Annotated in this window: 20 protein-coding genes, 3 tRNA genes and 1 pseudogene; 7 read left to right on the forward strand and 17 right to left on the reverse strand. The window is 48.8% G+C overall.

Annotated features, from left to right (window positions below):
• Position 1: 1 nt before the first annotated feature.
• From MKR94_RS09700 to MKR94_RS09710, 3 genes are read right to left on the reverse strand one after another with little or no spacing between them, the layout of a single operon-like run.
• Entirely contained in the window at positions 2-1,132 is a 1,131-nt protein-coding gene (locus tag MKR94_RS09700) for an ABC transporter permease (protein WP_241646722.1), read from the reverse strand.
• Positions 1,129-2,907 (reverse strand): ATP-binding cassette domain-containing protein, encoded by a 1,779-nt coding sequence (locus MKR94_RS09705; RefSeq protein WP_241607727.1) that lies wholly within the window; start codon positions 2,905-2,907, stop codon positions 1,129-1,131. Before MKR94_RS09705 ends, MKR94_RS09700 begins: the two co-directional genes overlap by 4 nt.
• Entirely contained in the window at positions 2,900-3,916 is a 1,017-nt protein-coding gene (locus MKR94_RS09710; protein ID WP_241646723.1) for an HlyD family secretion protein, read from the reverse strand. Before MKR94_RS09710 ends, MKR94_RS09705 begins: the two co-directional genes overlap by 8 nt.
• 121 nt (positions 3,917-4,037) lie before the next feature.
• On the opposite strand from MKR94_RS09710, the gene MKR94_RS09715 reads away from it, so the two are divergent.
• Complete coding sequence (locus tag MKR94_RS09715; protein WP_241617260.1) at positions 4,038-4,673, forward strand: TetR/AcrR family transcriptional regulator; 636 nt, start codon at positions 4,038-4,040, stop codon at positions 4,671-4,673.
• A gap of 368 nt (positions 4,674-5,041) precedes the next feature.
• Here MKR94_RS09715 and MKR94_RS09720 read toward each other — a convergent pair.
• From MKR94_RS09720 to MKR94_RS09730, 3 genes are all read right to left on the reverse strand, one after another.
• A tRNA-Asn gene (locus MKR94_RS09720) sits at positions 5,042-5,117 on the reverse strand.
• Positions 5,118-5,244: 127 nt separating this feature from the next.
• The gene (gene fghA, locus MKR94_RS09725; RefSeq protein ID WP_241646778.1) at positions 5,245-6,075 is read right to left on the reverse strand and encodes an S-formylglutathione hydrolase; all 831 of its coding nucleotides are present in this window, start codon (positions 6,073-6,075) and stop codon (positions 5,245-5,247) included.
• Between the two features lie 24 nt (positions 6,076-6,099).
• Positions 6,100-7,209, reverse strand: coding sequence for an S-(hydroxymethyl)glutathione dehydrogenase/class III alcohol dehydrogenase (locus MKR94_RS09730; RefSeq protein WP_241646724.1), 1,110 nt, complete (start codon positions 7,207-7,209; stop codon positions 6,100-6,102).
• Positions 7,210-7,516: 307 nt separating this feature from the next.
• Here MKR94_RS09730 and MKR94_RS09735 point away from each other — a divergent pair, with 307 nt between their 5' ends.
• Positions 7,517-7,807: an MFS transporter gene (locus MKR94_RS09735; protein ID WP_241646725.1), complete on the forward strand. Its 291-nt coding sequence runs from the start codon at positions 7,517-7,519 to the stop codon at positions 7,805-7,807.
• Positions 7,808-8,402: 595 nt separating this feature from the next.
• On the opposite strand, the gene MKR94_RS09740 is transcribed toward MKR94_RS09735, so the two are convergent.
• A tRNA-Asn gene (locus MKR94_RS09740) sits at positions 8,403-8,478 on the reverse strand.
• A 294-nt stretch (positions 8,479-8,772) separates the two neighbouring features.
• Between MKR94_RS09740 and MKR94_RS09745 the strand changes: the two are divergent.
• Together MKR94_RS09745 and MKR94_RS09750 are read left to right on the forward strand one after the other, a co-directional pair.
• Positions 8,773-9,018: pseudogene (locus MKR94_RS09745) on the forward strand (LysR family transcriptional regulator); the annotation flags it as partial.
• Between the two features lie 236 nt (positions 9,019-9,254).
• Positions 9,255-10,550 (forward strand): NCS2 family permease, encoded by a 1,296-nt coding sequence (locus tag MKR94_RS09750; protein WP_241646726.1) that lies wholly within the window; start codon positions 9,255-9,257, stop codon positions 10,548-10,550.
• Positions 10,551-10,588: 38 nt separating this feature from the next.
• Here MKR94_RS09750 and MKR94_RS09755 read toward each other — a convergent pair whose 3' ends face one another.
• Positions 10,589-12,034, reverse strand: coding sequence for an AMP nucleosidase (locus MKR94_RS09755; protein WP_241646727.1), 1,446 nt, complete (start codon positions 12,032-12,034; stop codon positions 10,589-10,591).
• A gap of 251 nt (positions 12,035-12,285) precedes the next feature.
• On the opposite strand from MKR94_RS09755, the gene MKR94_RS09760 reads away from it, so the two are divergent.
• Both MKR94_RS09760 and MKR94_RS09765 read left to right on the forward strand, forming a co-directional pair.
• Positions 12,286-13,698 carry an EmmdR/YeeO family multidrug/toxin efflux MATE transporter gene (locus MKR94_RS09760; protein ID WP_241646779.1) on the forward strand — a complete coding sequence of 471 codons (1,413 nt, stop codon included), beginning with the start codon at positions 12,286-12,288 and terminating at the stop codon, positions 13,696-13,698.
• A 132-nt stretch (positions 13,699-13,830) separates the two neighbouring features.
• The gene (locus MKR94_RS09765; protein WP_241646728.1) at positions 13,831-15,579 is read left to right on the forward strand and encodes a sensor domain-containing protein; all 1,749 of its coding nucleotides are present in this window, start codon (positions 13,831-13,833) and stop codon (positions 15,577-15,579) included.
• 43 nt (positions 15,580-15,622) lie between these two features.
• Here the strand turns inward: MKR94_RS09765 and MKR94_RS09770 are convergent, their stop codons facing one another.
• The 7 genes from MKR94_RS09770 to speB form a co-directional block, all read right to left on the reverse strand.
• Positions 15,623-16,456: a glycosyltransferase family 8 protein gene (locus MKR94_RS09770; protein ID WP_241646729.1), complete on the reverse strand. Its 834-nt coding sequence runs from the start codon at positions 16,454-16,456 to the stop codon at positions 15,623-15,625.
• On the reverse strand, positions 16,453-17,853 hold the full coding sequence (locus MKR94_RS09775) for a D-arabinono-1,4-lactone oxidase (RefSeq protein WP_241646730.1): 1,401 nt from the start codon (positions 17,851-17,853) through the stop codon (positions 16,453-16,455). Before MKR94_RS09775 ends, MKR94_RS09770 begins: the two co-directional genes overlap by 4 nt.
• A gap of 223 nt (positions 17,854-18,076) precedes the next feature.
• A complete protein-coding gene (locus MKR94_RS09780; RefSeq protein WP_241646731.1) occupies positions 18,077-19,009 on the reverse strand; it encodes a 2-hydroxyacid dehydrogenase in 933 nt (310 codons plus the stop codon).
• Positions 19,010-19,014: 5 nt separating this feature from the next.
• A complete protein-coding gene (locus MKR94_RS09785; RefSeq protein WP_241646732.1) occupies positions 19,015-19,743 on the reverse strand; it encodes a class II aldolase/adducin family protein in 729 nt (242 codons plus the stop codon).
• Positions 19,743-21,266 (reverse strand): amino acid ABC transporter permease/ATP-binding protein, encoded by a 1,524-nt coding sequence (locus tag MKR94_RS09790; protein ID WP_241646733.1) that lies wholly within the window; start codon positions 21,264-21,266, stop codon positions 19,743-19,745. The genes MKR94_RS09785 and MKR94_RS09790 overlap by 1 nt, the downstream gene beginning before the upstream one ends.
• Before the next feature lie 18 nt (positions 21,267-21,284).
• Complete coding sequence (locus tag MKR94_RS09795; protein WP_241646734.1) at positions 21,285-22,085, reverse strand: transporter substrate-binding domain-containing protein; 801 nt, start codon at positions 22,083-22,085, stop codon at positions 21,285-21,287.
• Between the two features lie 195 nt (positions 22,086-22,280).
• Positions 22,281-23,240, reverse strand: a complete 960-nt coding sequence (speB, locus tag MKR94_RS09800) for an agmatinase (protein WP_241646735.1) — start codon at positions 23,238-23,240, stop codon at positions 22,281-22,283.
• A 112-nt stretch (positions 23,241-23,352) separates the two neighbouring features.
• Here speB and MKR94_RS09805 point away from each other — a divergent pair, with 112 nt between their 5' ends.
• Positions 23,353-24,264: a LysR family transcriptional regulator gene (locus MKR94_RS09805; protein WP_241646736.1), complete on the forward strand. Its 912-nt coding sequence runs from the start codon at positions 23,353-23,355 to the stop codon at positions 24,262-24,264.
• Between the two features lie 75 nt (positions 24,265-24,339).
• On the opposite strand, the gene MKR94_RS09810 is transcribed toward MKR94_RS09805, so the two are convergent.
• Both MKR94_RS09810 and MKR94_RS09815 read right to left on the reverse strand, forming a co-directional pair.
• Positions 24,340-24,415, reverse strand: a tRNA-Asn gene (locus MKR94_RS09810).
• Between the two features lie 165 nt (positions 24,416-24,580).
• On the reverse strand, positions 24,581-25,450 hold the full coding sequence (locus tag MKR94_RS09815; protein WP_338328020.1) for an EamA family transporter: 870 nt from the start codon (positions 25,448-25,450) through the stop codon (positions 24,581-24,583).
• Positions 25,451-25,483: the final 33 nt, after the last annotated feature.

Genomic DNA, 25,483 nt, shown 5'->3' on the forward strand with positions numbered 1-25,483 from the left:
GCTACCTCAGCTTTTTACGTAGAGAAAAACAGGATGCACTGATCAAGACCAGCGCATAGCCCAGCAGAATTCCACATTCTTTGAAAAATTGTGGCCAATCGTCACCGGCAAGGAATAGCGCTTTAATAAGCGACATAAAATGAGTTGCCGGAAGGAGTTGGCTAATTACTTGTATGGCAACCGGTAAGTTGCGGATATCAAATACAAAGCCGGAAAGCATCATCGCAGGCATAAAACTGGCTATCAGTGCCACTTGACTGGCCAAGAACTGACCGGGTGCATAGCCTGAAATGGTTAATCCTAAGGAGAGGGAAACCACTAGATAGAGTAGGGAGGCTAAGGTTATCGCGATCAGTGAGCCACGAATTGGGACTGCAAATAAGAAGTGTGAGGTTAGCAAACATACAAGAAGATCGATGCATCCAATGACCATATAAGGTGCTAACTTGGCCAAGACCAGTTCGATAGGGCGCACCGGTGTGACAAAAATGGCTTCTAATGTGCCACGCTCCCTTTCACGCGCTATTAATAAGCCTGTTAGAAAAGCCCCGATTAGCGTGAGGATTAGCACAACCAATCCAGGAACGATAAACCATGTGCTATTTCCTGATTCGTTAAACCATAAACGTTGGTCAATGGAAACAGTTCCCATGCGGGCTTGTCCCCCGCCTAGGCGGTCCACCTTAATGGCTGAAGCGGTCGCAATTGCGCCCGACACGTAGGCTTGGATTGAAGAGGCGACACTTGTTTCGGCCCCGTTTGTAATGAGTTGAAGTTGTCCATTACCACGACTTTGTTGGCGAGCAAAATCGGGAGGAATACGTAAAATTGCATCAGTTTCGTTATGCCGTAATGCTTGGACCGCTGCGGCCATAGAAGAGTATTCTGTGGGAACTACATAGGTACTCCCTTGAAGTCCTGAGAGTAGGGTATTAACCTGAGGTGTTCGTTGTTCCATCACGATTGCGACTCTGCCATTCGGTAAGTCAAATGAAAGCCCATAACCAAAAAGCAAGATCAGTAAGAGAGGCAGCAACAAACCAACAGCGAGGTTGCTTTTATCCCGCAACAACTGATGAGTTTCTTTACGTATCAGTGTCGTCAGCCGTCGACCAAATGAAGATTGGCTCATTTGTGGCCTCCTGTCGTTGTGGTGCGTGCGTTCTCTACGATGGCGATAAAGGCGCTGTTCATGTCTGCCGAGTGGTCGAGACCTGCTTGCTGTCGCACTGCGTGGGGCGTTCCTAATGCGAGCATTTTTCCTGCATCTTGAATAGCAATGCGATCGCAGTATTCGGCTTCTTCCATAAAGTGCGTGGTAACAATGACCGTGATGCCTTTATCTGCTAATTCACTGATGGTGTACCAAAACGCGCGCCGCGCCAGCGGATCGATACCACTGGTGGGTTCGTCGAGAAATACGATATCCGGTTCATGCAGTAAGGCAGCAGCCATGGAAAGGCGTTGTTTGAAGCCACCGGGCAACTCGCCGCTTTTAGCGTCCGCCGTTAAGTCGAACTGGCCAAGGGATTTTTCCACCTGACGGTGTAATTTTTTACCGCTTAATCCATAAGCGCCGCCGAAAAAAGTCAGATTCTCTTTCACGGTCAAATTACCATAGAGCGCAAATTTTTGAGAAACGTAACCGATACGTGCACGGGCTTCGGCGCGAGCAGTGCGTAAGTTCATGCCAGCAACTTGGAGCTGGCCTTGGGTTGCGGGAAGTAACCCACAGAGCATGCGAAAGGTTGTTGTCTTGCCCGCGCCATTAGGCCCTAGTAGACCAAATATTTCACCTCGGCGCACCTCAAAAGAGGTACTGGCGACAGCGGTAAAATCACCAAATTTCCGCACCAGGTCGCGCACAATAATCGCAGGGGCTTCATCGTCCTGTTCAGTAAGGGGTTTGGTGCCTCCTCCCACTTTTGTTAAGGTAGTGGCGGGAGCGACACCTTTCCGTTGTGCTTGATGGAGCATTAGCATAAAAGCATCTTCAAACACGGGTTCTCGACAGGCGAGTTTGGCCCCTGCAGGCACTATGTCATCAGGGGGATGTGGCGCGTCGGGAAGTGTGATAAAGCGTACTTTGTCGCCCTGAGGAACGGCATCGGTAATTCGCTCCGTGTTTTCTAATAGCGAGGCTTGCAACGTGCGTGCTCGCGTGCCTAAAGGGGGGGTAACTTCCCAAGTTAATCCGCGCGCTTGCTCAGTCAGAGATGAGGGCGTTCCCTGCGCCAATACCTTCCCTTGATAGATGACATTGACGTGTGCGCAACGCTCAGCCTCATCCATATAAGACGTGCTAATCAACACACTGAGTTGTTCATCATTAACGAGTTGCGTAATGATTTCCCATAGATCTCTTCGCGAAAGTGGATCAACCCCTACACTCGGTTCGTCAAGGAGGAGGAGGTCGGGGGAACGCACCAATGTGCAGGCTAAGCCCAGCTTTTGTTTCATCCCACCTGATAATTGTCCCGCTGGACGGTGGATAAAGCGTGCCAGATCGGTAATATCAAGTAAGCGTTTGAGACGAATTTCCCGTTCTTCGGGTTTTACTCCGTGCAGGTCAGCATATAGATTGAGGTTTTCGCCTACACTGAGATCTTCATATAGACCGAAGCGTTGCGGCATATAACTGATGCGGTTTTGAACGGCTTGAGGATTTTTTACGACATCGGTATCGAGTACAGTGAGTGATCCAGCACTCGGGGTATACAAGCCCGCAATCAGTCGTTGCAACGTACTTTTTCCTGCGCCGTCAGGGCCAACCAGTGCAGTCAATACGCCTGCTTTAATCCGCAGATCCAATCCGTCTAACGCATTGACTTCAGGCATATTGCGCATTTTGCTCGGAAAGGTCATCACTAGCCCAGTGGCAATCACCACATCGTTTAGCTTATTCATGGGGGGCCGCAGTTTGGTTGGCAGTATCAATAGTCACTGTTGCCGGCTGACCCATTCTCAACAGGTTATTTGAATCCTCTACGCGGACACGTACCTCATAAACTAGGTGGGTACGGAGTTCCTCTGTTTGGACCGATTTGGGAGTAAATTCGGCCACAGATGAAATATAGCTGATAGTGCCTTGTACGGGACGATTGGGAAAAGAATCCGTCGTAATATTAGCTTTCATACCTTCTTGTATACGGCCCAAGTCCGTTTCGTTTAACCACACACAGACCCACTTCGGACTAGCCAAGGCTAAAGAGAAAACGCTTTGTTGGGGGGATGTCATGTCACCCGGCTCTGCCAGCCGAGCGCGAATCACCGCGTCCACGGGAGAATGAAGTTCGCCTTGAGAACGCTGATAGTTGATAAGATCTAGACCCGCTTTTAGCGCATCGCGCTGAGCTATAGAGGCTTGACGTTGTTCCGCTCGTGCACCTTCCATCACCAAACTAAGGTGGGCTTGACGTTCTTTGACCTGTGCGCTCGCCACAAGAAGACTACTGGTGGCTGCTTCACGGTCCTGTTGACTGACCCCTTTATTTTGCGTCGCGTCAGCAATAGCGCGAAGACGGCGAATCTCGAGTTGAGCCTTACGCTGCTCTGCTTGGGCCGATGCGAGCTCGGCCTGAGCTTGGGCTAGCTCGGCTGGACGTGCGCCTCTTTGTTGTTCTTGTAACGTTTGTTGTTGTGCAGCGAGTTGAGCGGCAGCTTGTCGTGACTGTATATCAAGGGCTTGGGTATCAAGGCGACCCAAAAGTTGTCCAGCTTTAACGCGATCGCCTTCCTGCACCAAAAGTGTATCGATACGCCCAGAGGCATTGAACGCTAAGGAGACTTGGCGAATATCGACATTGCCGTAAAGCGTGATAATTTGTGGGTTATCGGTTGATCGTTGAAACCACCAGCCGGTGAATGCTGCGATAACCAGTAAGGCAATGACACCTGGTACGATAATTTTTTTCATTAAGATGACCCGCAGTAAGAAGTATTCTCCATAGTTTAAATTAAAAATGAATTTAAATTTAAGAAGAGTCAACTCAATTTTGGTATGATATTCGAAAGTTTTTTTGAGTGAAGGCCTAGCCATGAGTAGAACACGCCGGAGTGATGGGGCTGCAACCCGTACTAAGTTATTGAATTGCGCTGGGGAATTAATTGCGCAACAAGGCTTTGCTCATACGACGAACAAAGAAATTGCGCAGTTTGCAGGCGTGGATTTAGCATCCATCAATTACCACTTTGGGGGAAGGGAGAGGTTATATCTTGCTGTACTCTCCGAGGCCCATCGTCACTTCATTGATGCTAATGACCTCAACACGCTCATTAACAATGACCAATCGCCTCATGATCGTTTCGAAAGTTTCATCGATATGATTGTTGACAAAATGCAAGCAATCTCCGGTTGGTACAGTCAAGTATTGTTTAGAGAAATATTCTCACCGTCAGTGCAGTTAGCTGAGTTTATTAGAATAGAAGGAATGGCGAAAATTCTCTGCGTGCGGACGATCATCTGTCAAGCAGTGGGATTGTCCGAAGACGACCCGCGAGTGCCACTGTGTATGCTTAATGTGGTAGCCCCTTGCTTAATGCTGATGGTGGCAGGCGGTAAAGTCCCAGGACCTATTGGTGTGATTGCAGGGATGGATAAAAAAGTGTTATCGCAGCATTTAAAAACTTTTGCATTGGCGGGCTTTAAGGCAATCAATCCACCAGACAGGTGAATGATTTGATAAGCAGGGGATATGCCTTGCGTACAGTGGGAAGTTGGGCGTGTAGGTGACGGAATGCGGAGACAAAAGTTCTCGGTTAATGAGACGAATCGAGTACTCGAACTACGATATGGATCCCTGTATGTCTACCATTTGTGACACTTAAGCGGGGTATACCTCAACGCTTTTTTGCGTGGAACTGGGATTCAGCGATAAATCTATCGTCAGAGATCATTTGACGTACAGTCTAGAAACAAAAAAATCTTACACGGAGGGTGGGCGGTGAGAAACTGTACAGGTGTGGATGATAAGATCATCAATCTGGATACGCCCCCATTAAGACGATATGGAGAAAGTGCTGAATGGGGGCGTTAGGAATTTGGCTCCTCTGACTGGACTCGAACCAGTGACATACGGATTAACAGTCCGCCGTTCTACCGACTGAACTACAGAGGAATTGCTTGGTGCGTAATGTACGGTTTGCCGACAGGCTTGTCAAAACAAATATTGCCGAGAGTCGTCTGTTTGCCGTTTTTATCAGCAGAGTGATGAATAACTCAACACTCTGCTTTCGGAATAGCCCTTACGCCATTAACGCGTTCGCGTGGAAGCGGAGATGTTCCTCAATAAAAGTGCTAATGAAGTAGTAACTATGATCGTAATCCGGATGGTAACGGAACGTGACGGGTAGCGCTTTCTCCTGACAAGCAGCTTCTAGCAACTCGGTAGTGAGTTGTTGGGGATAGAAGGGGTCGGCAAGCCCTTGGTCGATTAAGGTCATAGGGAGCGAATGCCCTTGCTCGACCAACGACAGGCTATCCCACTGCTGCCACTGAGTGGTGTCACTCCCCAAATAAGCGGTGAATGCCTTTTGTCCCCACTTAACTTGGCTAGGGGCGACGATAGGCGCAAAAGCCGAGACGCTGTCAAAACGGCCCGGGTTATTGAGTGCGACCATTAAGGCACCGTGCCCGCCCATCGAATGACCGGCGATTGCTTGTCGACCGTTACTGGGAAAGTGAGTGGCGATAAGTGCAGGTATCTCTTTGCTGAGATAATCAAACATCGCGTAATGGCTAGCCCAAGGCTGTTGCGTCGCGTTGAGATAGAATCCAGCTCCTTGACCGATGTCCCAAGCGTCATCATCCGCCACCTGTTCGCCCCGCGGGCTGGTATCGATCGCCACGACCATCATACCAAGCTCGGCGGCATAACGCTGAAAACCGGCTTTGGTAATAAGGTTTTGCTCTGAACAGGTTAGACCTGATAGCCAATACAGAACGGGAACTGACTGATGCGCAGCTTGCGGTGGCAGATACACCGCAAACTTCATCTCACAGTGTAGGGTCTCGGAGCTGTGTTGCCATACCTCCTGCCACCCGCCAAAACTCGCATGCCGTTCGATACGGGTCAATGAATCGGTAGCCATCTCTTCCCCTTAAAAACGAATAACGGTACGGATAGATTTACCTTCGTGCATTAAATCAAAGGCCTGATTAATCTCATCCAAAGTCAGGGTATGAGTAACAAAAGGCGCAAGGTCTATCTTACCTACCATGGCTTGCTTAACCATATCGGGTAATTGACTACGTCCTTTCACGCCACCGAAGGCTGAGCCTTTCCAGCTTCGTCCAGTGACTAACTGGAAGGGACGCGTGGAGATCTCTTTTCCCGCACCCGCCACACCGATGATGATGGACTGTCCCCAGCCGCGGTGGGCACTCTCTAATGCTTGGCGCATTACATCGACATTACCGATACATTCAAAGGTATGGTCGATACCCCATTTATTTTTCTCTAACAGAACATCTTTGATCGATTTATCGTGGTCTTTAGGGTTAATACACTCCGTCGCCCCAAATTGGGTCGCTAAAGCAAATTTTCCGGGATTGGTATCGATAGCAATAATTTTACCGGCCTGCGCTTGACGAGCACCTTGAATGACTGCGAGCCCGATGGCGCCTAATCCAAATACCGCGACTGAGTCACCTGGCTGAACTTTAGCGGTATTGTGCACTGCACCAATACCGGTGGTCACCCCACAGCCGAGTAGACAGACTTGCTCATGATTCGCCTCAGGCGTGATTTTAGCTAAAGAGACTTCCGCCACCACAGAATATTCGCTGAAGGTCGAACAGCCCATATAATGGTAGAGAGGCTGGCCTTGATAGGAAAAGCGCGTGGTGCCGTCTGGCATAACACCTTTGCCTTGTGTCTCACGCACTGCCACACAGAGATTGGTTTTGCCTGATCGACAAAATTCGCATTCGCCGCACTCTGCAGTATAGAGCGGAATGACATGGTCGCCGGGTTTTACGCTGGTCACGCCTTCACCCACTTCGATCACAATCCCCGCGCCTTCATGACCCAGAACGACCGGGAATAAACCCTCAGGATCTTCGCCTGATAGCGTGAATGCATCCGTATGGCAGACACCGGTATGAGTGTTCTTAATCAATACTTCGCCTTTCTTTGGCGCTTCAACATCGATCTCGACAATTTTTAAGGGTTGATTGGGAGCAAAAGCGACCGCAGCACGTGATTTCATTTTGGCGTCCTTATTGGCATTAAGCAGGGTAAAAGAGTAAGTGTAGAGGGCGATAGCTCTATTGAGAAGCTAAAATCTTCTTATCCTTAACCTAAGGTGCTATCAATCCCTATCCGCCACAGCTAGGGTGGGTAAATCCCTTATTATTTGAGAGGGCGCGAAGGGTAAACAGTGAAAACTGGGTGAAAAGTAGGCGATCAGTCCTCACAACAGATAAGCGCCGTGAAAGCCGATTGAGTCATACATTTTTCGGGTGAAATCACTAGGACTGCTTTTATTGTCTTGTGGAGGGGGGTCACTGATTAGCATGTTATTTTCGGGTCGCCTCGCCGGGCATTTTGGCTGTCGTGCGGTGATCATTGATGGTCTATCTTACCTTTCCCTTTCTAGCGATTGCCAAATCGATAGTGATAATAATCCTGAGTTTAGGTGTCTTCGGGGCTGGGGTAAGGTTAATGGATGTGACAATATCCAGGGGGCGCTTATCGATCAGAAGTCCAGCGAACCGCTTATGCCAGGGTTTTATGGATTATGTAGTCTGTTGGGAATAATGGGGGCGGTGGGCGTATCGGTCTCAGTGGTGGACTGTCAACGATGATGACGTCCTTCGGCGCTTTAACCGTGCTTGTTTTAGTCATGGTATTGGTAGGCACAAATCTGCTCTCTTCAGCAACTTATCCCGAAGCAAAACACCGGCGTTTAGGGTTGGCGTCTACTGATTATGGCTTTGATGTGTATGACATGCTTCCTGGCTGAAAGGGCAATGCTTGCTTGGAGCGGTAGATGGCTCACCTCCGAGCGAAGCCTCACTCTCGCCCCCGCGGGGTGGGGATACGCCGCCTTCGTGCTAGCGATGGCCATTATGCGATTTGTCGGTGATAGACTTCTCTGATGATAAGCTCGAAAACGCCGAAAAAATAGTAGACTACCTCGCGACTTCTTTTTTCGAGAAAGGCGGTGATAATTATCTGGTTGCTAGATACTGGGCAACTTAACCAATGGACAATAAGGCATAGAGCTGTTGAATGGAAGAAAGTGACAATTTTAGTTGAATAGTCAGTGCTTTTCAGGAGGCGACAAAGTGGATATGGGTAAATGATCATCCCAAACCGATGGGCCTGGGATTGTAATTCGACGTGCGATAATTGAATGGAGGTAATAACACTCTGTCTATCGACGGTGAATGAAAAATTTGGCTCCTCTGACTGGACTCGAACCAGTGACATACGGATTAACAGTCCGCCGTTCTACCGACTGAACTACAGAGGAATTGTCCTGAAGACGGGGCAGATAATAGTGTTGTGTTCGGCACTTGTCAAAGCCCTTTTTCCGTTGTTTAGTGCGTTTGCTGGCGAAATAACCAAGCTGGGTAGACTGTGCGCAATCGGGACTGCACTAAAAGGTCTGCCTTTGCTTCACGACAGTGCAAAGCGGTGGCGTAAAGCAGAAATTCTCAGGGAGGCGGGTAGGGAATAGACGGGATTTGCCAGGTTGGCCTGATAATTGCTTGCTAGATTTACTTGCGGCGAGTCTCACGCCACTTATCCTTGGTAGGAGTTAATCATGAATCTAAGACGCTTAAAATATTTTGTGAAAATTGTCGACACAGGTAGCCTAACTCGTGCAAGTGAAGTCCTGCATATCGCACAACCGGCCCTCAGTCAGCAGTTGGCCACCTTAGAAGGCGAGTTGAACCAACAGCTGTTGATCCGTACCAAACGAGGCGTTATTCCGACGGATGCGGGGCAGGTGCTCTACCATCATGCGAAATCGATTTTGAAACAGTGTGAGTTTGCTCGGGTTGCCGTCTCTTCTACACCTTTAATGACGCAAACTGCTTGATCCTCTGCTAATGATCTAGGTCGCCTGCAACTTTCTTGAACAAAGTGATAAAAAACTATTGCTCAGGCGGCCTCCCCCCATTAGGATCCCTCGCCGGAACGAAAACGTTTACGTATTGAGTGCGTTCCACCACCATGAGCACGCGATCAAGCCTAGACACGGCATTGTATTGTGTATAAATGACGATAATTTGAGAAAACAACATGCTCGAAAAGCTCTTTAAATTAAAGGCAAACAACACCAACGTTAAAACAGAAATCATTGCCGGGATTACGACCTTTTTGGCGATGGCCTACATTCTTTTCGTTAACCCCTCTATTCTGGGGCAGACTGGTATGGACAAGGGCGCGGTCTTTGTAGCGACCTGTTTAGCCGCCGCCATTGGCTCAGTATTGATGGGGATGATTGCTAACCTTCCTATTGCTTTAGCACCGGGAATGGGGCTAAACGCCTTCTTCACCTATACCGTCGTGTTACATATGGGGTATCACTGGCAAGTCGCTTTGGGTGCCGTCTTTATCTCCGCTGTACTCTTCTTCTGTCTCTCTATTTTCAAAATTAGGGAGTGGATTATCCGTAGTATCCCCCTCGCACTTCGCTCTGCGATTGCCGCCGGGATTGGGTTATTTCTTGCTATCGTAGCACTAGAAGGTGCGGGGATCGTTGTCGATAACCCAGCGACCCTAGTGGGGATGGGGGACTTAACTAAACCAGGCCCACTTTTAGCGATTGCTGGCTTCTTCCTGATTGTTATCCTTGAAGCGCGTCGGGTTACCGGTGCAATCTTAATTGGTATCCTAGTGGTTACCGCAATTTCCATATTGACCGGGCTTTCGCCTTTTGGTGGCGTGATTTCCTCTCCTCCTTCGCTGGCACCAACCTTCTTACAGTTGGATATTGCCGGGGCCTTTAATGTCGGGCTGGTCAGCGTTATTTTTGCCTTCTTATTTGTCGATGTGTTCGATAACTCCGGAACGCTGATTGGCGTAACGCGTAAAGCAGGACTGACCGATGAGAACGGTAATATTCCTTTGATGGGACGTGCGCTGCTCTCTGATAGCATCGCTGCACTTTTCGGTTCGTTACTCGGAACTTCAACCACCACCAGTTTTGTCGAGTCTAGCGCTGGGGCGGCTGTTGGCGGTCGGACGGGATTGACGGCAATCGTAGTAGGCATTCTGTTCTTACTGTCGCTGTTTTTCTCTCCGTTAGCCGGTAGTGTGCCCGTCTATGCTACGGCACCTGCACTGCTGTTTGTGGCGGTACTGATGGCGTCAGGTTTAGCGGAAATCGATTGGAAGGATATCTCTACGGCTGCACCGGTAACTATTACAGCATTAGCGATGCCATTAACCTATTCAATTGCGAACGGTATTGCGTTCGGGTTTATTAGTTGGACGGTGATTAAGCTCTGTACCGGTAAGTACAAAGAGCTGAATCCCGCGCTAATCGTATTGACTGTATTGTTCGTGATTAAACTGGGTTGGTTAACCACCTAGACGAAAAAAAGCGTTAGGTCGATGACCTAACGCTTTTTTTAACGGAAGGGCGGTTCGACGAAAGTACGTAACTTACGAGAATGCAGTTTATCGCCTTCCGCACGCAGCAGGTCCACCGCACAAATCCCTATCTGCAGATGCTCAGAAATCGCCCCATCGTAGAAACGGTTAGCTTGGCCGGGCAATTTGATCTCGCCATGTAATGGTTTATCAGACACACAGAGCAGTGTGCCGTAAGGGACACGAAAACGATAACCTTGCGCAGCGATAGTGGCACTTTCCATATCCACGGCGATCGCACGGCTTAAGTTGAAGCGTAAGGCTGAGGCTGCGTAACGAAGTTCCCAATTTCGATCATCGGTGGTGACGACGGTCCCCGTTCGTAAGCGCTGCTTGATCGTGGTACTGTCGGTTTCACCAGATAGATGGCGCGTGGCATCGTAGAGTGCGCGTTGGACTTCTGCAATGCTCGGTACCGGAATATCCGCAGGTAACACACTATCTAACACATGGTCATCGCGCAGATAGGCATGCGCTAACACATAATCACCAATTCGCTGACTCTCACGTAACCCACCGCAGTGACCAATCATTAACCAGGCGTGGGGCCGTAAGACGGCAAGGTGGTCGCAGATTGTTTTGGCATTTGAGGGGCCAACACCAATATTAATTAGCGAGATCCCTTGATTATCTTCGGTAATCAGATGCCAAGCGGGCATTTGATGTTTCTTCCACGCGTCTTGACGTAATTCTTGTTCGATATTCTCCGCATTGAGCACATCGCCGCCGGCACAGACTAAGGCGATATAAGGCGAGCTCTGGTCAGCGACTTGCTCTTTACCCCAGCGAATAAACTCATCGACATAGCGAGTATAATTGGTAAACAGAATATAGGGCTGAACGCTCTCTGGCGGGGTACCGGTGTAATGTTTAAGACGTGCAAGCGAAAAATCGACCCGCAAAGCATCGAACTGGCCGAGGGGCAGCTCTTGATCATGCGTCACCAAGCCATCGGATATATCGTCGCCAATATTAGCCAGATCAGTGGTGGGGAAGAAACGGGTAATCGTGGCCATTTGCTGGCGTTCAATCGTCAAAGCCAAACCGTCTAATACGTAAGGGTAGGGGATCTCTACTGCAGACCGGCGAACTTCAAGGGTGAATTGATATTCCTTACTGAGCATCTCTAACTGTTCGGTCAAATAACGACGAAAGAGTGCCGGTTGAGTAATGGTCGCGCTGTAGGTGCCAGCATGGGTGAATCGTCCCCACGCCCGCACGCGCTGGACAGGCGTCTGCTCTCCCTGCCAGTGCAGTATTAGTTCAGGATAGGCAAAAAGACCCGCTTGCCGGGCATCGCTGCTGGGTAATTCGCCTGAGGTAATATAGCGTTCTAATGCCGCTCTTAATGCGGCCACAGCACTCTCATAGTAGGTTTCCAATTGGTCTAACGCTTGTTCGATGGCTAACTGTGGTTGTGACATGATGGTGAACCTCTCTTCATCAGGCGGGCATATAATCAGGTTTACTCTACCCCGTGTTTTTATACACTACAAACAGGACTCAGCATAAACCAGAATTGTATTAAATTTGTTAAATATTATTGAGTTATTAATGGTTAAACACTAAAGTTAATCCATCGCCTGTCGTAATAGATGATCGTTGAGTCTCTCTGTCTTCTCTGTGCGGAAAAAGGATGTGCATTGTGCAGCGTGTTATTCGTCCCCTTGCTCAAATGATTCAACGAACGCCTTGGTACCGTCAACGACGCCGCTACCGAACCCTATTTTGGCGTGAAATAACCCCTTTTGCGGTACCCATCTTTATCGAAAACCTTTGCGTCCTGTTAATGGGGGTATTAAGTACCTTTTTGGTCAGTTGGCTCGGGAAAGCGGCTATGGCCGGGGTGGGGCTTGCTGATAGCTTTAATATGGTGATAATAGCATTTTTCGCGGCGATCGATCTTGGTACTACGGTCGTGGTAGCGTTCAGTTTGGCGCGAGGCGAGAAGGAACGCGCCCGAGCCGCGGCGCGGCAATCTCTCGGGCTAATGACTATCCTGGGCCTTGTACTTGCCATGATTATTGAATGTTTTGGACAAGAGATTATCCAGGTCATTGCCGGCAGCGCCGATCCGGAAGTGAAGGCCATGGCGCTTAACTATCTGCATATCTCAGCGTGGAGCTATCCTGCTGCTGCCATCGCGTTGATAGGCAGTGGGGCATTACGGGGAGCTGGTAATACCAAAGTGCCGATGTTGGTCAATGCGGGGATGAATATTTTAAATATCATCATCAGTTCAATCCTCATTTATGGCTGTTTAGGTTGGAATGGACTCGGTTTTAGTGGGGCAGGGTTAGGGCTAACCCTCTCGCGCTACATCGGGGCATTAGTCATTATTACTCTGTTGGCTAATCGTTTTAGTGGCGCACTCATGATTCCGATTAAGAGTTATTTCTCTCGGTGGAATACACTGATTCTTAAAGAAGTATTGAGTATCGGGGTGCCCGCTAGCGTCGAATCGGTGCTGTTTAATGGCGGTAAACTCCTTACACAAATTTATGTCGCGGGCATGGGCACTAGCGATATTGCCGGAAACTTTATTGCGTTTTCCATCGCTTCGTTAATCAATCTACCCGGCAACGCCTTGGCTTCATCCTCGACGATTGTTACAGGTAAACGCTTAGGGTTAGATCAGGTCTATCAAGCAGAGAAGCAAATACGTCATGTTTTTTGGCTAGCGACCGTGGGACTAACGCTTATCGCGTGGTCAACCATCCCCTTCGCGGGACTGTTGGCGCGTTTCTATACCGCCGACCCTGAAGTGATTAGCGTGGCACAGCATCTATTATGGCTTAACGCCGCTTTTATGCCGATCTGGGCCTGCTCTTGGGTGTTACCGGCAAGCCTGAAAGGGGCGCGAGATGCGCGGTTTGCCATGTATGTTTCGATGTTCAGTATGTGGGGAGCGCGCGTGGTAATGGGCTATGTTCTCGGTATATGGTTAGGCTGGGGCGTGGTCGGCGTATGGCTTGGGATGGTGATGGATTGGGCAGTGCGTGGCATCTGTTTTTGGTGGCGATTGCACAGTGGCACCTGGTTAAATAATTATCGAAAGATGATCCAACGCGCGAATAAATTGATTTAACATGGCCTATAAGACTATTCCTATCGCCATCTGAATTTTTAGGATTATTGTGTAAAGCTGGCGAAAAATAGCACTCTAAGCTTCAGCTGAAATGGTACGGTAAGCGAAAAGTTTTAATTTTTTGAGGAACTAATGACAAAGACTTTACCTTCGGCTATCTCATCGCCTTCGTTTGATGATGGTGCACTTGATAAAGGTCATTTAGAGACTTTGTATGCTTACAAAGCGATGCTTGATGCCAGTATAGATTGTATTAAAATTCTTAGCCCAGACGGGCGAGTAATCAATATGAATCAATCTGGCTGCACCGCCTTGGGGGTGGATCCTCTTTCTGGCTTTGGAATGGAGTGGCTACCGCTGTTGCCGGAAGAAATTAAAAAGCCGGGCAGAAAAGCGCTGCAAAAGGCTCGCTCAGGCGAGAATGCGCAGTTTCTGGGAAAAACCATCAATGAATCAGGCGAAATTACCTTTTGGGATAATCTTCTGACCCCTGTTCACAACGAGCAAGGTGTCGTCAGCAGCATTCTGTGTGTATCGAGAAACGTGACGCAACAGTGCTCGGCGGAGACCAAACTACGTCATCTTAGCGAGTTTGATGAGTTAACCAATATCCCGAATCGCCGTCATTTCCAGTCCTATCTTAACAAAGCGTTGCGTATTGCCAAAGCGACTCATCAATCAGTAACTTTATTACATGCCGATCTTGACCACTTCAAACTGTTAAACGATACCCGTGGAAGCCATTTCGGCGACCATATACTCAAGATTGTCGCCAAGCGGTTGATAAAAAACCTATCGGGCCAAGGGTATGTTGCGCGTCTGTCGGGTGATGAATTTGCCATCATTATCTCTCAAACAATGAGTACTGAGGAAATCACTCAGCTCGCGCAAAATATCATCAATGGCATCGCTAAACCAATCAACCATAATGGCCAATCCGTCCGTCTGTCCATGAGCATCGGTACCGCCACTTGGCCCTATTCGGTCGAAAATAGCGAGATGTTAACGAAAGCAGCGAACGTGGCCCTCAGTGAAATTAAGCAGAACGGTCGCGGTGGCGTGCTCCAGTATCATAGCCAGTTGATGAAGAGCGTAACGCGCATTGCCGAGCAGTTAGAGTTAGCACAATACGCCATCGATCATCATAAAATCGAACCTTATTATCAGCCCAAAGTGAGATTGAAAGATGGAAAGTTAGTGGGCTTGGAAGCGTTACTACGCTGCACCACCCCAACAGGTGAATTAGCTTATCCCGGTGCTATCTGGGCGGCCTTTGAAAACCGGTCACTGGTCGAAAAAATCGGCGAGCAGATGCGTACGCGAGTGTTTGAGGACATCAAAGCTTGGACTGAGAAAGGTCTCACGCTGGTGCCGGTGTCACTGAATGCTTCGCCGGTCGAATTTATGTGGGATGACTACGCCGAAAAATGTTTAGCGCAAATCGCCCACTATGGAATTTCCCCTCGCCTAATCGAAATTGAAATTACTGAGCATATGATTGTCAGCCATGGTGCAGAATTTGTTATTCGCGCGATTAAAGAGCTGAGACAGCAAGGAATACGTATTGCGCTGGATGATTTCGGCACCGGTTACTCAACCCTAAGTAATATTAAAGATTATTCGGTAGATGTCATTAAAGTCGATCGCAGTTTCGTCAGCAGCTTACATCAAGGCCGCGAAGGTAAAGCCATTATCAAGGCGCTTTTGCTCTTGGCAAACTGCCTGGGCATGGACGTCGTAGCGGAAGGGGTGGAAGAGCAAGAGCAGTGTGACACGCTGATTAACGAAGGCTATCTTATCGGACAGGGTTTCTTATTCAGCCCAGCGGTCAGTAAGGCGCAAATCGAAAAACTTCTCGAATCGGAGAGGATCTCTGACTAATTAACAATGGGCTAAGCCATAACGATTAGCCCATCGGTATCTTTTAGCTTTCCGGCTGATATACCTGCCACCACAGTGCATCAAGCGGCGTATCACGATCCTGTTCATCAGCGTTAGGATGACGGGGCTTCTGCCAAGGCTTTTTCAAAATATAGTGAATATTCTTCACCTCACCGAATTTCCATAAGCCTTTATGCTGGAACGGTAGAGTTTTCAGCGCGTTATAGCCGTAAGAAACCGGTGTCCAGCGGTTCTCAAAGACCTCATTCAGCAAGTCTTGTTCTGAAAAGGGATAACGACTCAGATCATTGATCCCTTCTACCTTCTCCACGAGATGATTAGCCATCGCTTCATCCGGTGTTAAGACTAGGAATCCTCCATTTAGGTAGAGATCCAGTGATACTGGCGGCGGTTGTTTTTTCTCTTGCCAAGTATAATGACAGGCTTCCGGTTGCCAGCTAGCAGGATAGCTGGCGATCTGATTAGGATTACAGCGGCAGGCATGACAGGCGGCAATGTGACCCTCGGCAAGAGGTAAGTCAAACAGCTCATCCATATTGCGTACGGCCAACATATCCGCATCGAGAAAGACAATACGACGATAGTCGGTTAAGCCCCAGACACGTAGTTTCGACCATACCTCGCCAAATTGCGCGCAAGCATAGTGTTGGCTCAGCTCCGCTTTAGGGTATAGCGGGGTGATCTCGACCCAACGGCAGCCCTCAGCCGACAATTGATCGCGCACGGCTTGACTGATGGTTGGTGTGACCATCACCACCAACGGCCACTGGCTCTGTTGTTGCGTTAGAGAGCGCTGGAGCGCAATCACCCCGACTAGGTAATCGTCCTGGGTCAGAAGGGTTGCCCATGCGTTCATGCGTGATCTCCTATCAATGGGGGGAACAGTTGCTGTATGTAAGGGTTGCTAAAACGCTGCTGCGGGTCAAGCTGCTGCTTCACCGCAGAAAAATCCTGCCATTTAGGATAGAGGGTTGGCCAGTCATAATGTTGAGGATCATAATATTTCCCCCAATGCGGCCGTCCGCCGTAGGTGGCCAAAATCTTCTCTACCTCTGTGAGGAAGTGTAAGCCATCTTGCGACAGGGAGCCGTCGTCAGCGTAATAGACAACAAAGCCGAAGTAACAGGTGTCCTGTTGATAGGCCGGACTTAACCACGCCTCCGAGGCACCAGTACAACGCAAAATAATCGGATAGTGCATATGCGGTTTGTGCTCCGCATACCATTGCTTAATATGGCGGATAATCGTTGGGGTTTGGGCTAGCGGCACACCGATTTCAACGTTGATCTGCGGTACGGCGATACCGCGGCATAACAGTTGGTAAATATCTCCGGTGATATCAGTGAAATCTTTAAAGCGAGCGACAGTACGAAACTGCTTGCCGCCATGGCCATGAACCTGAGTGTCGGCATGCATCAAAGCTAGAGTTTGGTCGATAGTAGCGTTTAAGCTCTCATCCTGATCAGAAGAGTGCTGTACGACTTGTTGAGCATTATCTTGATAACGTTGCCGCGCTGACGCATCAGCAGGGTCGATATTCCAAACATGCAGCAAGTTATCGTCGACAAACCACCATGCTTTACTGAAAAGATGCTGGTGGTTCCAGTCAATAATATCGGTTTCGAGGCTATCGGCACTGACCGCCGTCTTAACGCAGGTGAAGTAGTTTTCAGGCACCGTGGAAAGCGTGACTTCGGTGATAATCCCTAGGCAGCCTAGATTGACCATCACCGCAGAGAATTCAGCATCCCCACGTTTAAACGTCCGTTTTTCACCATTAGCTAGGATAAGGGTAAAGCTTAGGACTTCGTCAGTGATGGCACTTTGCTGCAGACCTTGGCCATGCGTACCGGTCGCGAGCGCTCCGCCCACGGTTTGTACGGCAATCACACCAGGGGAACAATTCAACATTCGGCCGTTCTGCTGCAGGGTTTTAAACAGCTCTTGTAAAGGCGTCCCTGCGGCAACACTTACGCTGTTTTCATCCATCGCGAGTACACCGCGAAAATGTTTTAAATCCAGCAGGATACCTTCGCTCTGTGGCGAAACCATACGTCCAGGGGATAGGCGACTGCCGATAATTCGGATAGGGCCTGAGGACGCTTTAAGCAGTGCTTGTAAAGCCGCCTCGTCTTTTGGCGTATACAGCTGCTGCTTAGAGCCTAGTTGTGCATTCCGTGCCCAGTTGAAGATCTGCTCTGCAGAAGGTTCATCCGTTGAACGCTGGGGGTAAAGTATTGGGTTCTGTATCACTCTCGCTCCACTCGCTCATTGGTATAAAAATGGTAGTCGTTTAAGCGTAGTCGATTTTCATCAAAAATATGAAATGGATCACTATTCTGTAAGATCTTAGCAAATTTTTTTGGCAGAGGGGCGTTAAAAGCGCGATAAGCGTTTAGTTGGTGAATTAATAAGTCATAGTAGGAGGAGGGAAGCCAGCAGCATGGTCCTGTCGCCGAGACTTCCCACTTAAAAATTAATAGCCGTGATATTTATCGACTTGATTACGCAGCGGACGAAGTTGCTCGACCCGCGCAATGTTATCGATAAGCTGTGAGACAATCACGGAGACTTCAGCGGAAGAGGCCATATGCGGCGTGACGATGACATTAGGATGCGTCCACATTGGGTCATCTGTGGGCAGAGGTTCGATCGGAAAGACGTCGATCACTGCGCCGCCAAGATGCCCGCTGTCTAAGGCCGCTATCACCTCATGATTGATCATGTGGTCACCCCGACCACAATTAATTAACGCTGTACCCTGTGGTAAGCGATTGAATAAGGGGGTTCCTAGAATGCCGCGTGTCTGCGCTGTTAACGGTAAAACATTGATGAGTGCATCTAAATCATGGCAGAAGGCGTCGAGTTGATCATGACCGGCAAAACAGTTTACCCCGGCCAGCGTTTTTTCGCTGCGCGCCCAACCTGATACTGGGTAGCCGAGTAAAGCGAACTGACTGGCAAGGTAACTTCCTATCTCCCCCAGCCCCATTATCCCCACGCGAAATGTATGGCTTGGCCGTTGTGCGTAGAGTTGCCACCGTTTCTGTTGTTGACTACGGATTGCGCGGTCGAAATAGCGCTGAAAATATAACACGCCCCACAGTGCATACTCGAACATTCCGTGGCGAAAATTATCATCCACCACTCGACACAAAGGAATATCACTGGTGAAAAGCGCCTCGGGGAGATGATCGACCCCTGCGGAAGCCGCTTGTACCAGCTTGAGATTGGGGCAATGCGTTAACAGCTCTGGGTGAGGAAACCAGCAACAGGCATAGTGTGCCGCCTGTTCTGACGGGTGTGAAGGTAATATGGCCTCCACCTGAGTATAGTCAGCCAGTGCGCTACAGATCGCTTCTGCTAATTGGGGATCATCACAATCCACCACAACGATTGATTTATTCATAGTCATCAACTTTTATAAGAGTCATCAATTCGGTCGAGTCGGCGTAACCAGGCTTGCCACACGAGCTGACGCTCTTGTTCGACGCCCATCAGCTGTTGGCAGGCATGGTGACTCAATGATTTAGGAATAGTGCGGATGGTATCCAGTGCGGCCAATTGTGCCGCCGCTAGCTGAATTTCACAGGCCCGATTAAGGTAGTACATAATATAAAAAGCATCAGCGATGGTGCGTCCGACGGATAACAGGCCATGGCTTTGTAGGATTAGCGCAATGTTCTCACCTAAAGAGTGTTGGATCCGCGCCCGTTCGTCCAGATCAAAGGATACGCCTTCATAGGGATGGTAACCCACCCGTTGATAAAACTCAGTACTGATCTGATTAAGTTGCAATAACCCTTGTTCACATGCGGCAACCGCCATACCCGGTAAGGTATGCGTATGCATGACACAGTGCGCATCGTCACGTACGCTATGCACGGCGCTGTGAATGGTGAATCCTGCTGAATTGGCGGTGGAGTATCCCGCGACAACGTTACCCTGCATATCGACCACAATCAGGTTGCTTGCGGTCACTTCATCAAACATCATCCCAAAAGGATTAATTAAAAACTGAGGTTCGCCGTCACCGGGTAGCCGCACAGAGAAGTGAGTATAAAGAGTATCTTCCCAACCGAACATCGCTGCCAGTCGGTAGGCGGCAGCCAGTTGTTGGCGTAAGTGTCGTTCCGTTTCCATTAATTCACTCCCATAAATTCACGCAGTCGGGTTAAAGAAGGTTCAGCGCGCTCGTTTACCTTGAGTGTCTGAGGGGCGATATCATTCTGCACCTTGCCGTTCTCCATCATCACAATACGATCCGAAATCGATAAAGCAAAATCCATCTCATGGGTAACGATAAGCATGGTCATGCCTTCGCGGGCTAAAGATTGGATCACTTTGAGTACCTCGCCGACCAGTTCTGGATCGAGTGCCGAGGTGGGTTCATCGAATAGCATAATATCGGGCTTCAGGGCTAGTGCTCGGGCGATAGCGACACGTTGTTGCTGCCCGCCAGAAAGCTGATGAGGGTACTTATCTGCGTGAGCGAGTAAGCCCACCCGATCTAATAAGCGACGTGCACAGCTAACCGAGACAGCTTTATCGAGCAGTTTATGATAGCGCGGGGCTAAGGTGATATTGTCAAGCACCGTACGATGGGGGAATAAGTGGAAATCTTGAAATACCATCCCTATCCGACGTACGCCCGCTCGAACGCGCGCTTTATTTTGTGGCGTCCCGCTGGTTAAATAATCCTCACCAAACAGACTGATGGCGCCACCATCTATCGATTCAAGGGCATTAATAGTACGAATCAATGTAGTTTTCCCTGATCCCGACGGGCCGATGATAGAGATAACTTCGCCTTGCTGAACGGTCAAGTCGATCCCCTTTAACACCTGATGGTGTCCCCAAGACTTACTGATTGCTTGCAGTGATAGGATCGGGGGAGAAGAGGCTGTGGTACGAGACGGTGCGTGCGGGATTTCCGCTGAAAAATTGCTGCGTAGCGTATGGCAGGCCTCATCGCTGAGGGTTTGAGGATTACGACGCTGGAGATCGAGATGCTTCTCGATAATACGAAATAGACCGCTAAAGAGGGTGACGATCAGCACATAGTAGAGCGCGACGGCGAGTAATGTTTCCATTACCAAAAAGTTCTGCGCATACAGTCGCTGACCAGTCAGTAGTAGCTCAGGAAGCGAGACAACGGAGAGAATCGAGCTCAGTTTGATGATAGTAATATATTCGTTGATTAATGTCGGTAAGGCGATACGAAACGCTTGCGGAATTATAATCAGACGTTGAATACCGATAAAGGAAAGACTCAAAGCATGACCCGCCTCCATTTGTCCCTTCGAAACGGAAAGTAATCCGCCGCGATGGATTTCTGCCATATAGGCAGCTTCCGTTAGGGTCATGGCAACCAATCCGGCAATAAATGGCACGCCCAATAAGGATTGGGTTGAGGAAAAAAGCTGCGGGAGGTTATAGATAAAGACCAGTAAGACCATTAGCGGAACGCTGCGAAAAAACCAGATATAAAGTTTGACCGGGAGACTAAGCCAACGCGGGCCCGATAATTTTGCGCAAGCTAAGAAAAACCCCAGTATTAAGCCGAATAACCATGATAATGCACTGACAACGATGACGGTCACACAGGCTTTCCAAAATGCGCCGACGCTGAATAACGATAGAAAATAACCCCAATCAAATTCCATAGTAACTCCTGAGTGATATTAGGGATGACTTGCTAGGTGGTATGTCGACATTATCGCGGTATAGTGACCGTTATTTTTCGTTGCGGTGAGCGCAGCCTGGATAGCACTGGCCAATTGCGGATTGTTTTTAGCGACAAAAATACCCATGGGCAGAGGATAAAGCAGTGTTGTCGAGCTGATAACTAAGCGCCCACGACTCATTTTTACAATCTTCTGCGCGGCAGAATCGATTTCCAGTTGGACGTCGATATTTTTCGAGAGTAAAGCTTGCGAGACTTCCGGTACGGTGGGAAATTCCAAAATCTTAATCGGGGCCAATCCTTGCTTTTGACAATAATTCGCGGATTGCTGCGTTAGATCTTCATTCCAAGCATTACCTTGCTGCAAGCCAACAGTTAGCCCGCATAACTCATTTTCATTGGTAGGCTGATGTTGGCCCCCTTTCCAGCTAATAATAGAGGCACCAGAAAGCATATAAGGCACGGCCAAGGTACGTTGTTGGCGGGCGGGAGTAATATACATTCCAGAGATGACCATATCGTATTTATGCCCCAGCCCAAAGATTAAACTGGTAAATTTAGTATCGATCAATTCGAGACGCACATTCATCTGTTTAGCGATCTGCTGCGCAATATCAGGGTCAATACCTATAATTTGACCATTCACATCAAATGACTCGAAGGGGGGATAGCTGGCTTCAATGCCAACTTTGAGGACACCCGGATTCAGTAAGGCTTGCGCTTGCACACGGGGTAACAGGGCCATTAAAACGGCTATCACACTGAGTAGTGACCGTGAAAATTTCTTAAGTATTGGCATTATTCACCCTCTTTTCTATTATCGCTATTGGCTAAAAATCACCGCCCATTTTGACCGGAATTAATAGCGTCATCCTGATTAGTGAAAAATATGACTGTCAGACTTTTAAAATAAATCATCCGTAATAAACGTTAGGATTAATTAATGATGCTGTTTATTTTCTGTATTGAACGCTTTATTTACGGTTCTCGCGTGTTATGCCTTATTGGGATATTTCACGCCGGGTAAGATACACAGCATTTCATAGAGGAGGTTGGCGGCTAATTGCGCGGTATTACCGCTGACATCGTAAGGCGGAGAAACTTCGACTAAATCCGCGCCGATAATATTAAGACCTCGGCAGCCACGGATAATTTCTAGTGCTTGAATCGAGGTGAGTCCACCGACCTCAGGTGTACCGGTGCCGGGTGCCCAAATTGGGTCTAGACTATCGATATCGTAACTGAGATAAACCGGACCGCTGCCCAGTTGTTGACGCACTTTCGTCATCAGCGGTGTTAGTGATTTATGCCAACACTGCTCAGCCTGTATCAGTCTGAATCCTTGATCGACCCCCCATTGGAAATCCTCTGCAGCATAGCCTTGGGCGCGTTGGCCAATCTGTACCACGCGTTTGAGATCGAGTAACCCTTCTTCCACCGCACGGCGGAACGTGGTCCCATGGGCGATTTTTTCGCCAAACATCTCATCATTGGTATCGGTATGCGCATCAACGTGAATCAACCCGACGGGGCCATGTTTTTTGACCAAGGCTCGCAATATTGGCAGGGTTAAGGTGTGATCACCGCCCAAGGTGAGAGGAATAAGCGGGTAAGCGTTTAAGGCGGTGTAATAGTCTTCAATGATATCGACTGACTTAAGTAAGCTGTAAGTATTGATCGGAACATCGCCAATATCGGCCACAGAAAGTGAGTCAAACGGTGCTGCACCGGTTGCCATATTGTAGGGCCGAATCATTACGGATTCACTGCGGATATGGCGTGGGCCATATCGGGTGCCTGAGCGCTGTGAGGTGCCTATATCCAGAGGGATACCAATAAAGGCTGCGTCAAGACCTTGTAATACCTCGGTAAAGGGTAAGCGCATCATGGTCGCCCGGCCAGCAAAACGCGGCATCTCATTACCACTTTGTGGCTGGTTGAATTGGTTATCCATAAAAATTCCTCTTGGGTAAAGGTGAGCATTGACCTAAGAAATATGCAAAATATTTTTCTAACGTTAAATCGTCTGCTATAAATACTTACTTCATCAAACAGTGAACTAATCAATGATTCCATCGACCCCCCATTCACCGCCTAATCTGCGGCAATTACAGGTGTTTGAAACCGTTGCTCGATTAGAAAGTTATACGCTCGCACAACGCGAATTGGGTATTTCAGCCTCAGCGATCAGTAACGCAATGTCGCAGCTTGAAGATCAACTCGGATTTAGTCTGTGCCAACGTGGGCGAGGGGGCTTTGCGCTAACGGAGAAGGGGCAGCTCTTTTTACAGCAGGCGTTACGGGTACTGGGTGAGTTAGAAGAGTTAGCGCGTCAATCGTCTTTGCTAAAAGGTGATCACAGCGGAACACTTTGTCTTTCTATCCTCGATTCAATCGAAACGGAAACGGCCTTATCCTTACCGAAAGTTTTGCACAGTTTCTGCGATAAATTCCCCAATGTTCATATCAAATTAATTATTCGTACCCCTGAAGAGCAGCTGAATGGTGTGCTCAATAACCAAATTGATCTGGCGATAGGCAGTTACAGTGCGCGCGTTAACAATATTATCAGTGAGCCACTATACCGAGAGCAGCACTGGCTCTATTGCAGCGATCTCCATCCACTTTTTACCGCACGACGGTTAGATAAAGACCCTATCAGCCGATGTTCGTTGGTGACTCGAAGCTATTGGAATAATAATGATTTACGGCGGCGAGGATTCTCGCAAGGCAGTGCGACGGTTGAATCAGTTGATGCACAGTTATTAATGATTTTGTCAGGGAAGTATATTGGTTACCTTCCCGAGCATTACGCATTGCCTTGGGTTCAACAACAACGATTACGCGTGCTGTTACCCAATGAGTTTGGCTTTCAATCCCCGTTCTCAGCTATTTGCAAACGAGGCCGAAGCCATAAGCCTTATTTGATGGAGTTACGGAATTTACTGAAAAGTCACACGGTATCCCAGCCGAAGTAAAGTGAGGGAAACATCTCGGCGAACAATAGAAAGCAAAAAGCCCGCTAAACTTGCGTTAAGCGGGCTTCTTTAATATGGCTCCTCTGACTGGACTCGAACCAGTGACATACGGATTAACAGTCCGCCGTTCTACCGACTGAACTACAGAGGAATTGTCCTGAAGACGGGGCAGATAATAGCGTCTCCCCTCTGGCTTGTCAAAGCGGTTTTTAGCTTGCGGTGACTGACTGCTGATAAAAGAAGCAACAGGCAAGCGTTAGGCATAAAGAGCTAGGGTCGAAGACTAGGGCACCTGACACTTCAGGTGCCCTAAAGGCTAAGCGTGACGCGCCTGGGTACGGGCGGCACCGAGGTAATTAATCCCGACAGCTACCGCGATAAGTGCGCAACCGGCCAGTAAGCGTAATAACGGGACATCACTGCCCCAAAACAGAAGGTTGATCACTAAACCAATAGGGACGTGAAGTTCGTTGAAGATTGCCAGAGCGGTGACACTGACTAGCGTGCTACCTTTCGCCAACCAAAGGCTACCTAAGGCGGTAGCGATTAATCCAAGGTAGACCAGTAATCCCCACTGTAACGGCGTTTGCGGGAGTTGATCGGTATGACCAAAGAATCCAAACAGCAGTGCAGAGATCACTACCGCGCCCAAAAAAAAGTGACCGAATAGTTTGGTCATTGCTAAGTGTGGATGACGGGCCAGTAGCAAGCGGCGACAAATCACTTGTCCTGCGGCGAAAGTGGCATTGGCCAACTGTAAAATCCAGAAGCCACGCCAAAAATCACCGGTTAAACCATGGTAGTGAATTACCATCCCCCCCGATACGGCGAAGGCGGCAGCCAATAAGGTCCAAGGGTTGAACTGACGATCCAGCGCGTTATTGATTAAGCCGATATAGAGCGGCGTTAACGTGGTGAACAGTAACATTTCCGGTACAGTTAATAGGCGAAAGCTTTGATAAGCCAATGCGTAGGTGATCCCAAATTGTAACGCCCCGCATAGCCATAGTCCGGCAATTAATTTTGCCGGGAGTCCGCGCCACGTCATCATTGGCACAAAGACTATTGCCGCGATCAGCGTTCGGATAAATACCGAGAAAAATCCATCAACATGACCGGCAAGAATATGCCCGGTTAGGCTGAATGATGACCCCCATAGGAGGGTGACTGCTAACATATACCACACAATAATTAACCTTTACGAAATGAACACTGACCT

The organism is Rosenbergiella metrosideri, assembly GCF_022602565.1.
In the GTDB taxonomy this organism is placed as follows: Bacteria; Pseudomonadota; Gammaproteobacteria; order Enterobacterales; family Enterobacteriaceae; genus Rosenbergiella; species Rosenbergiella metrosideri.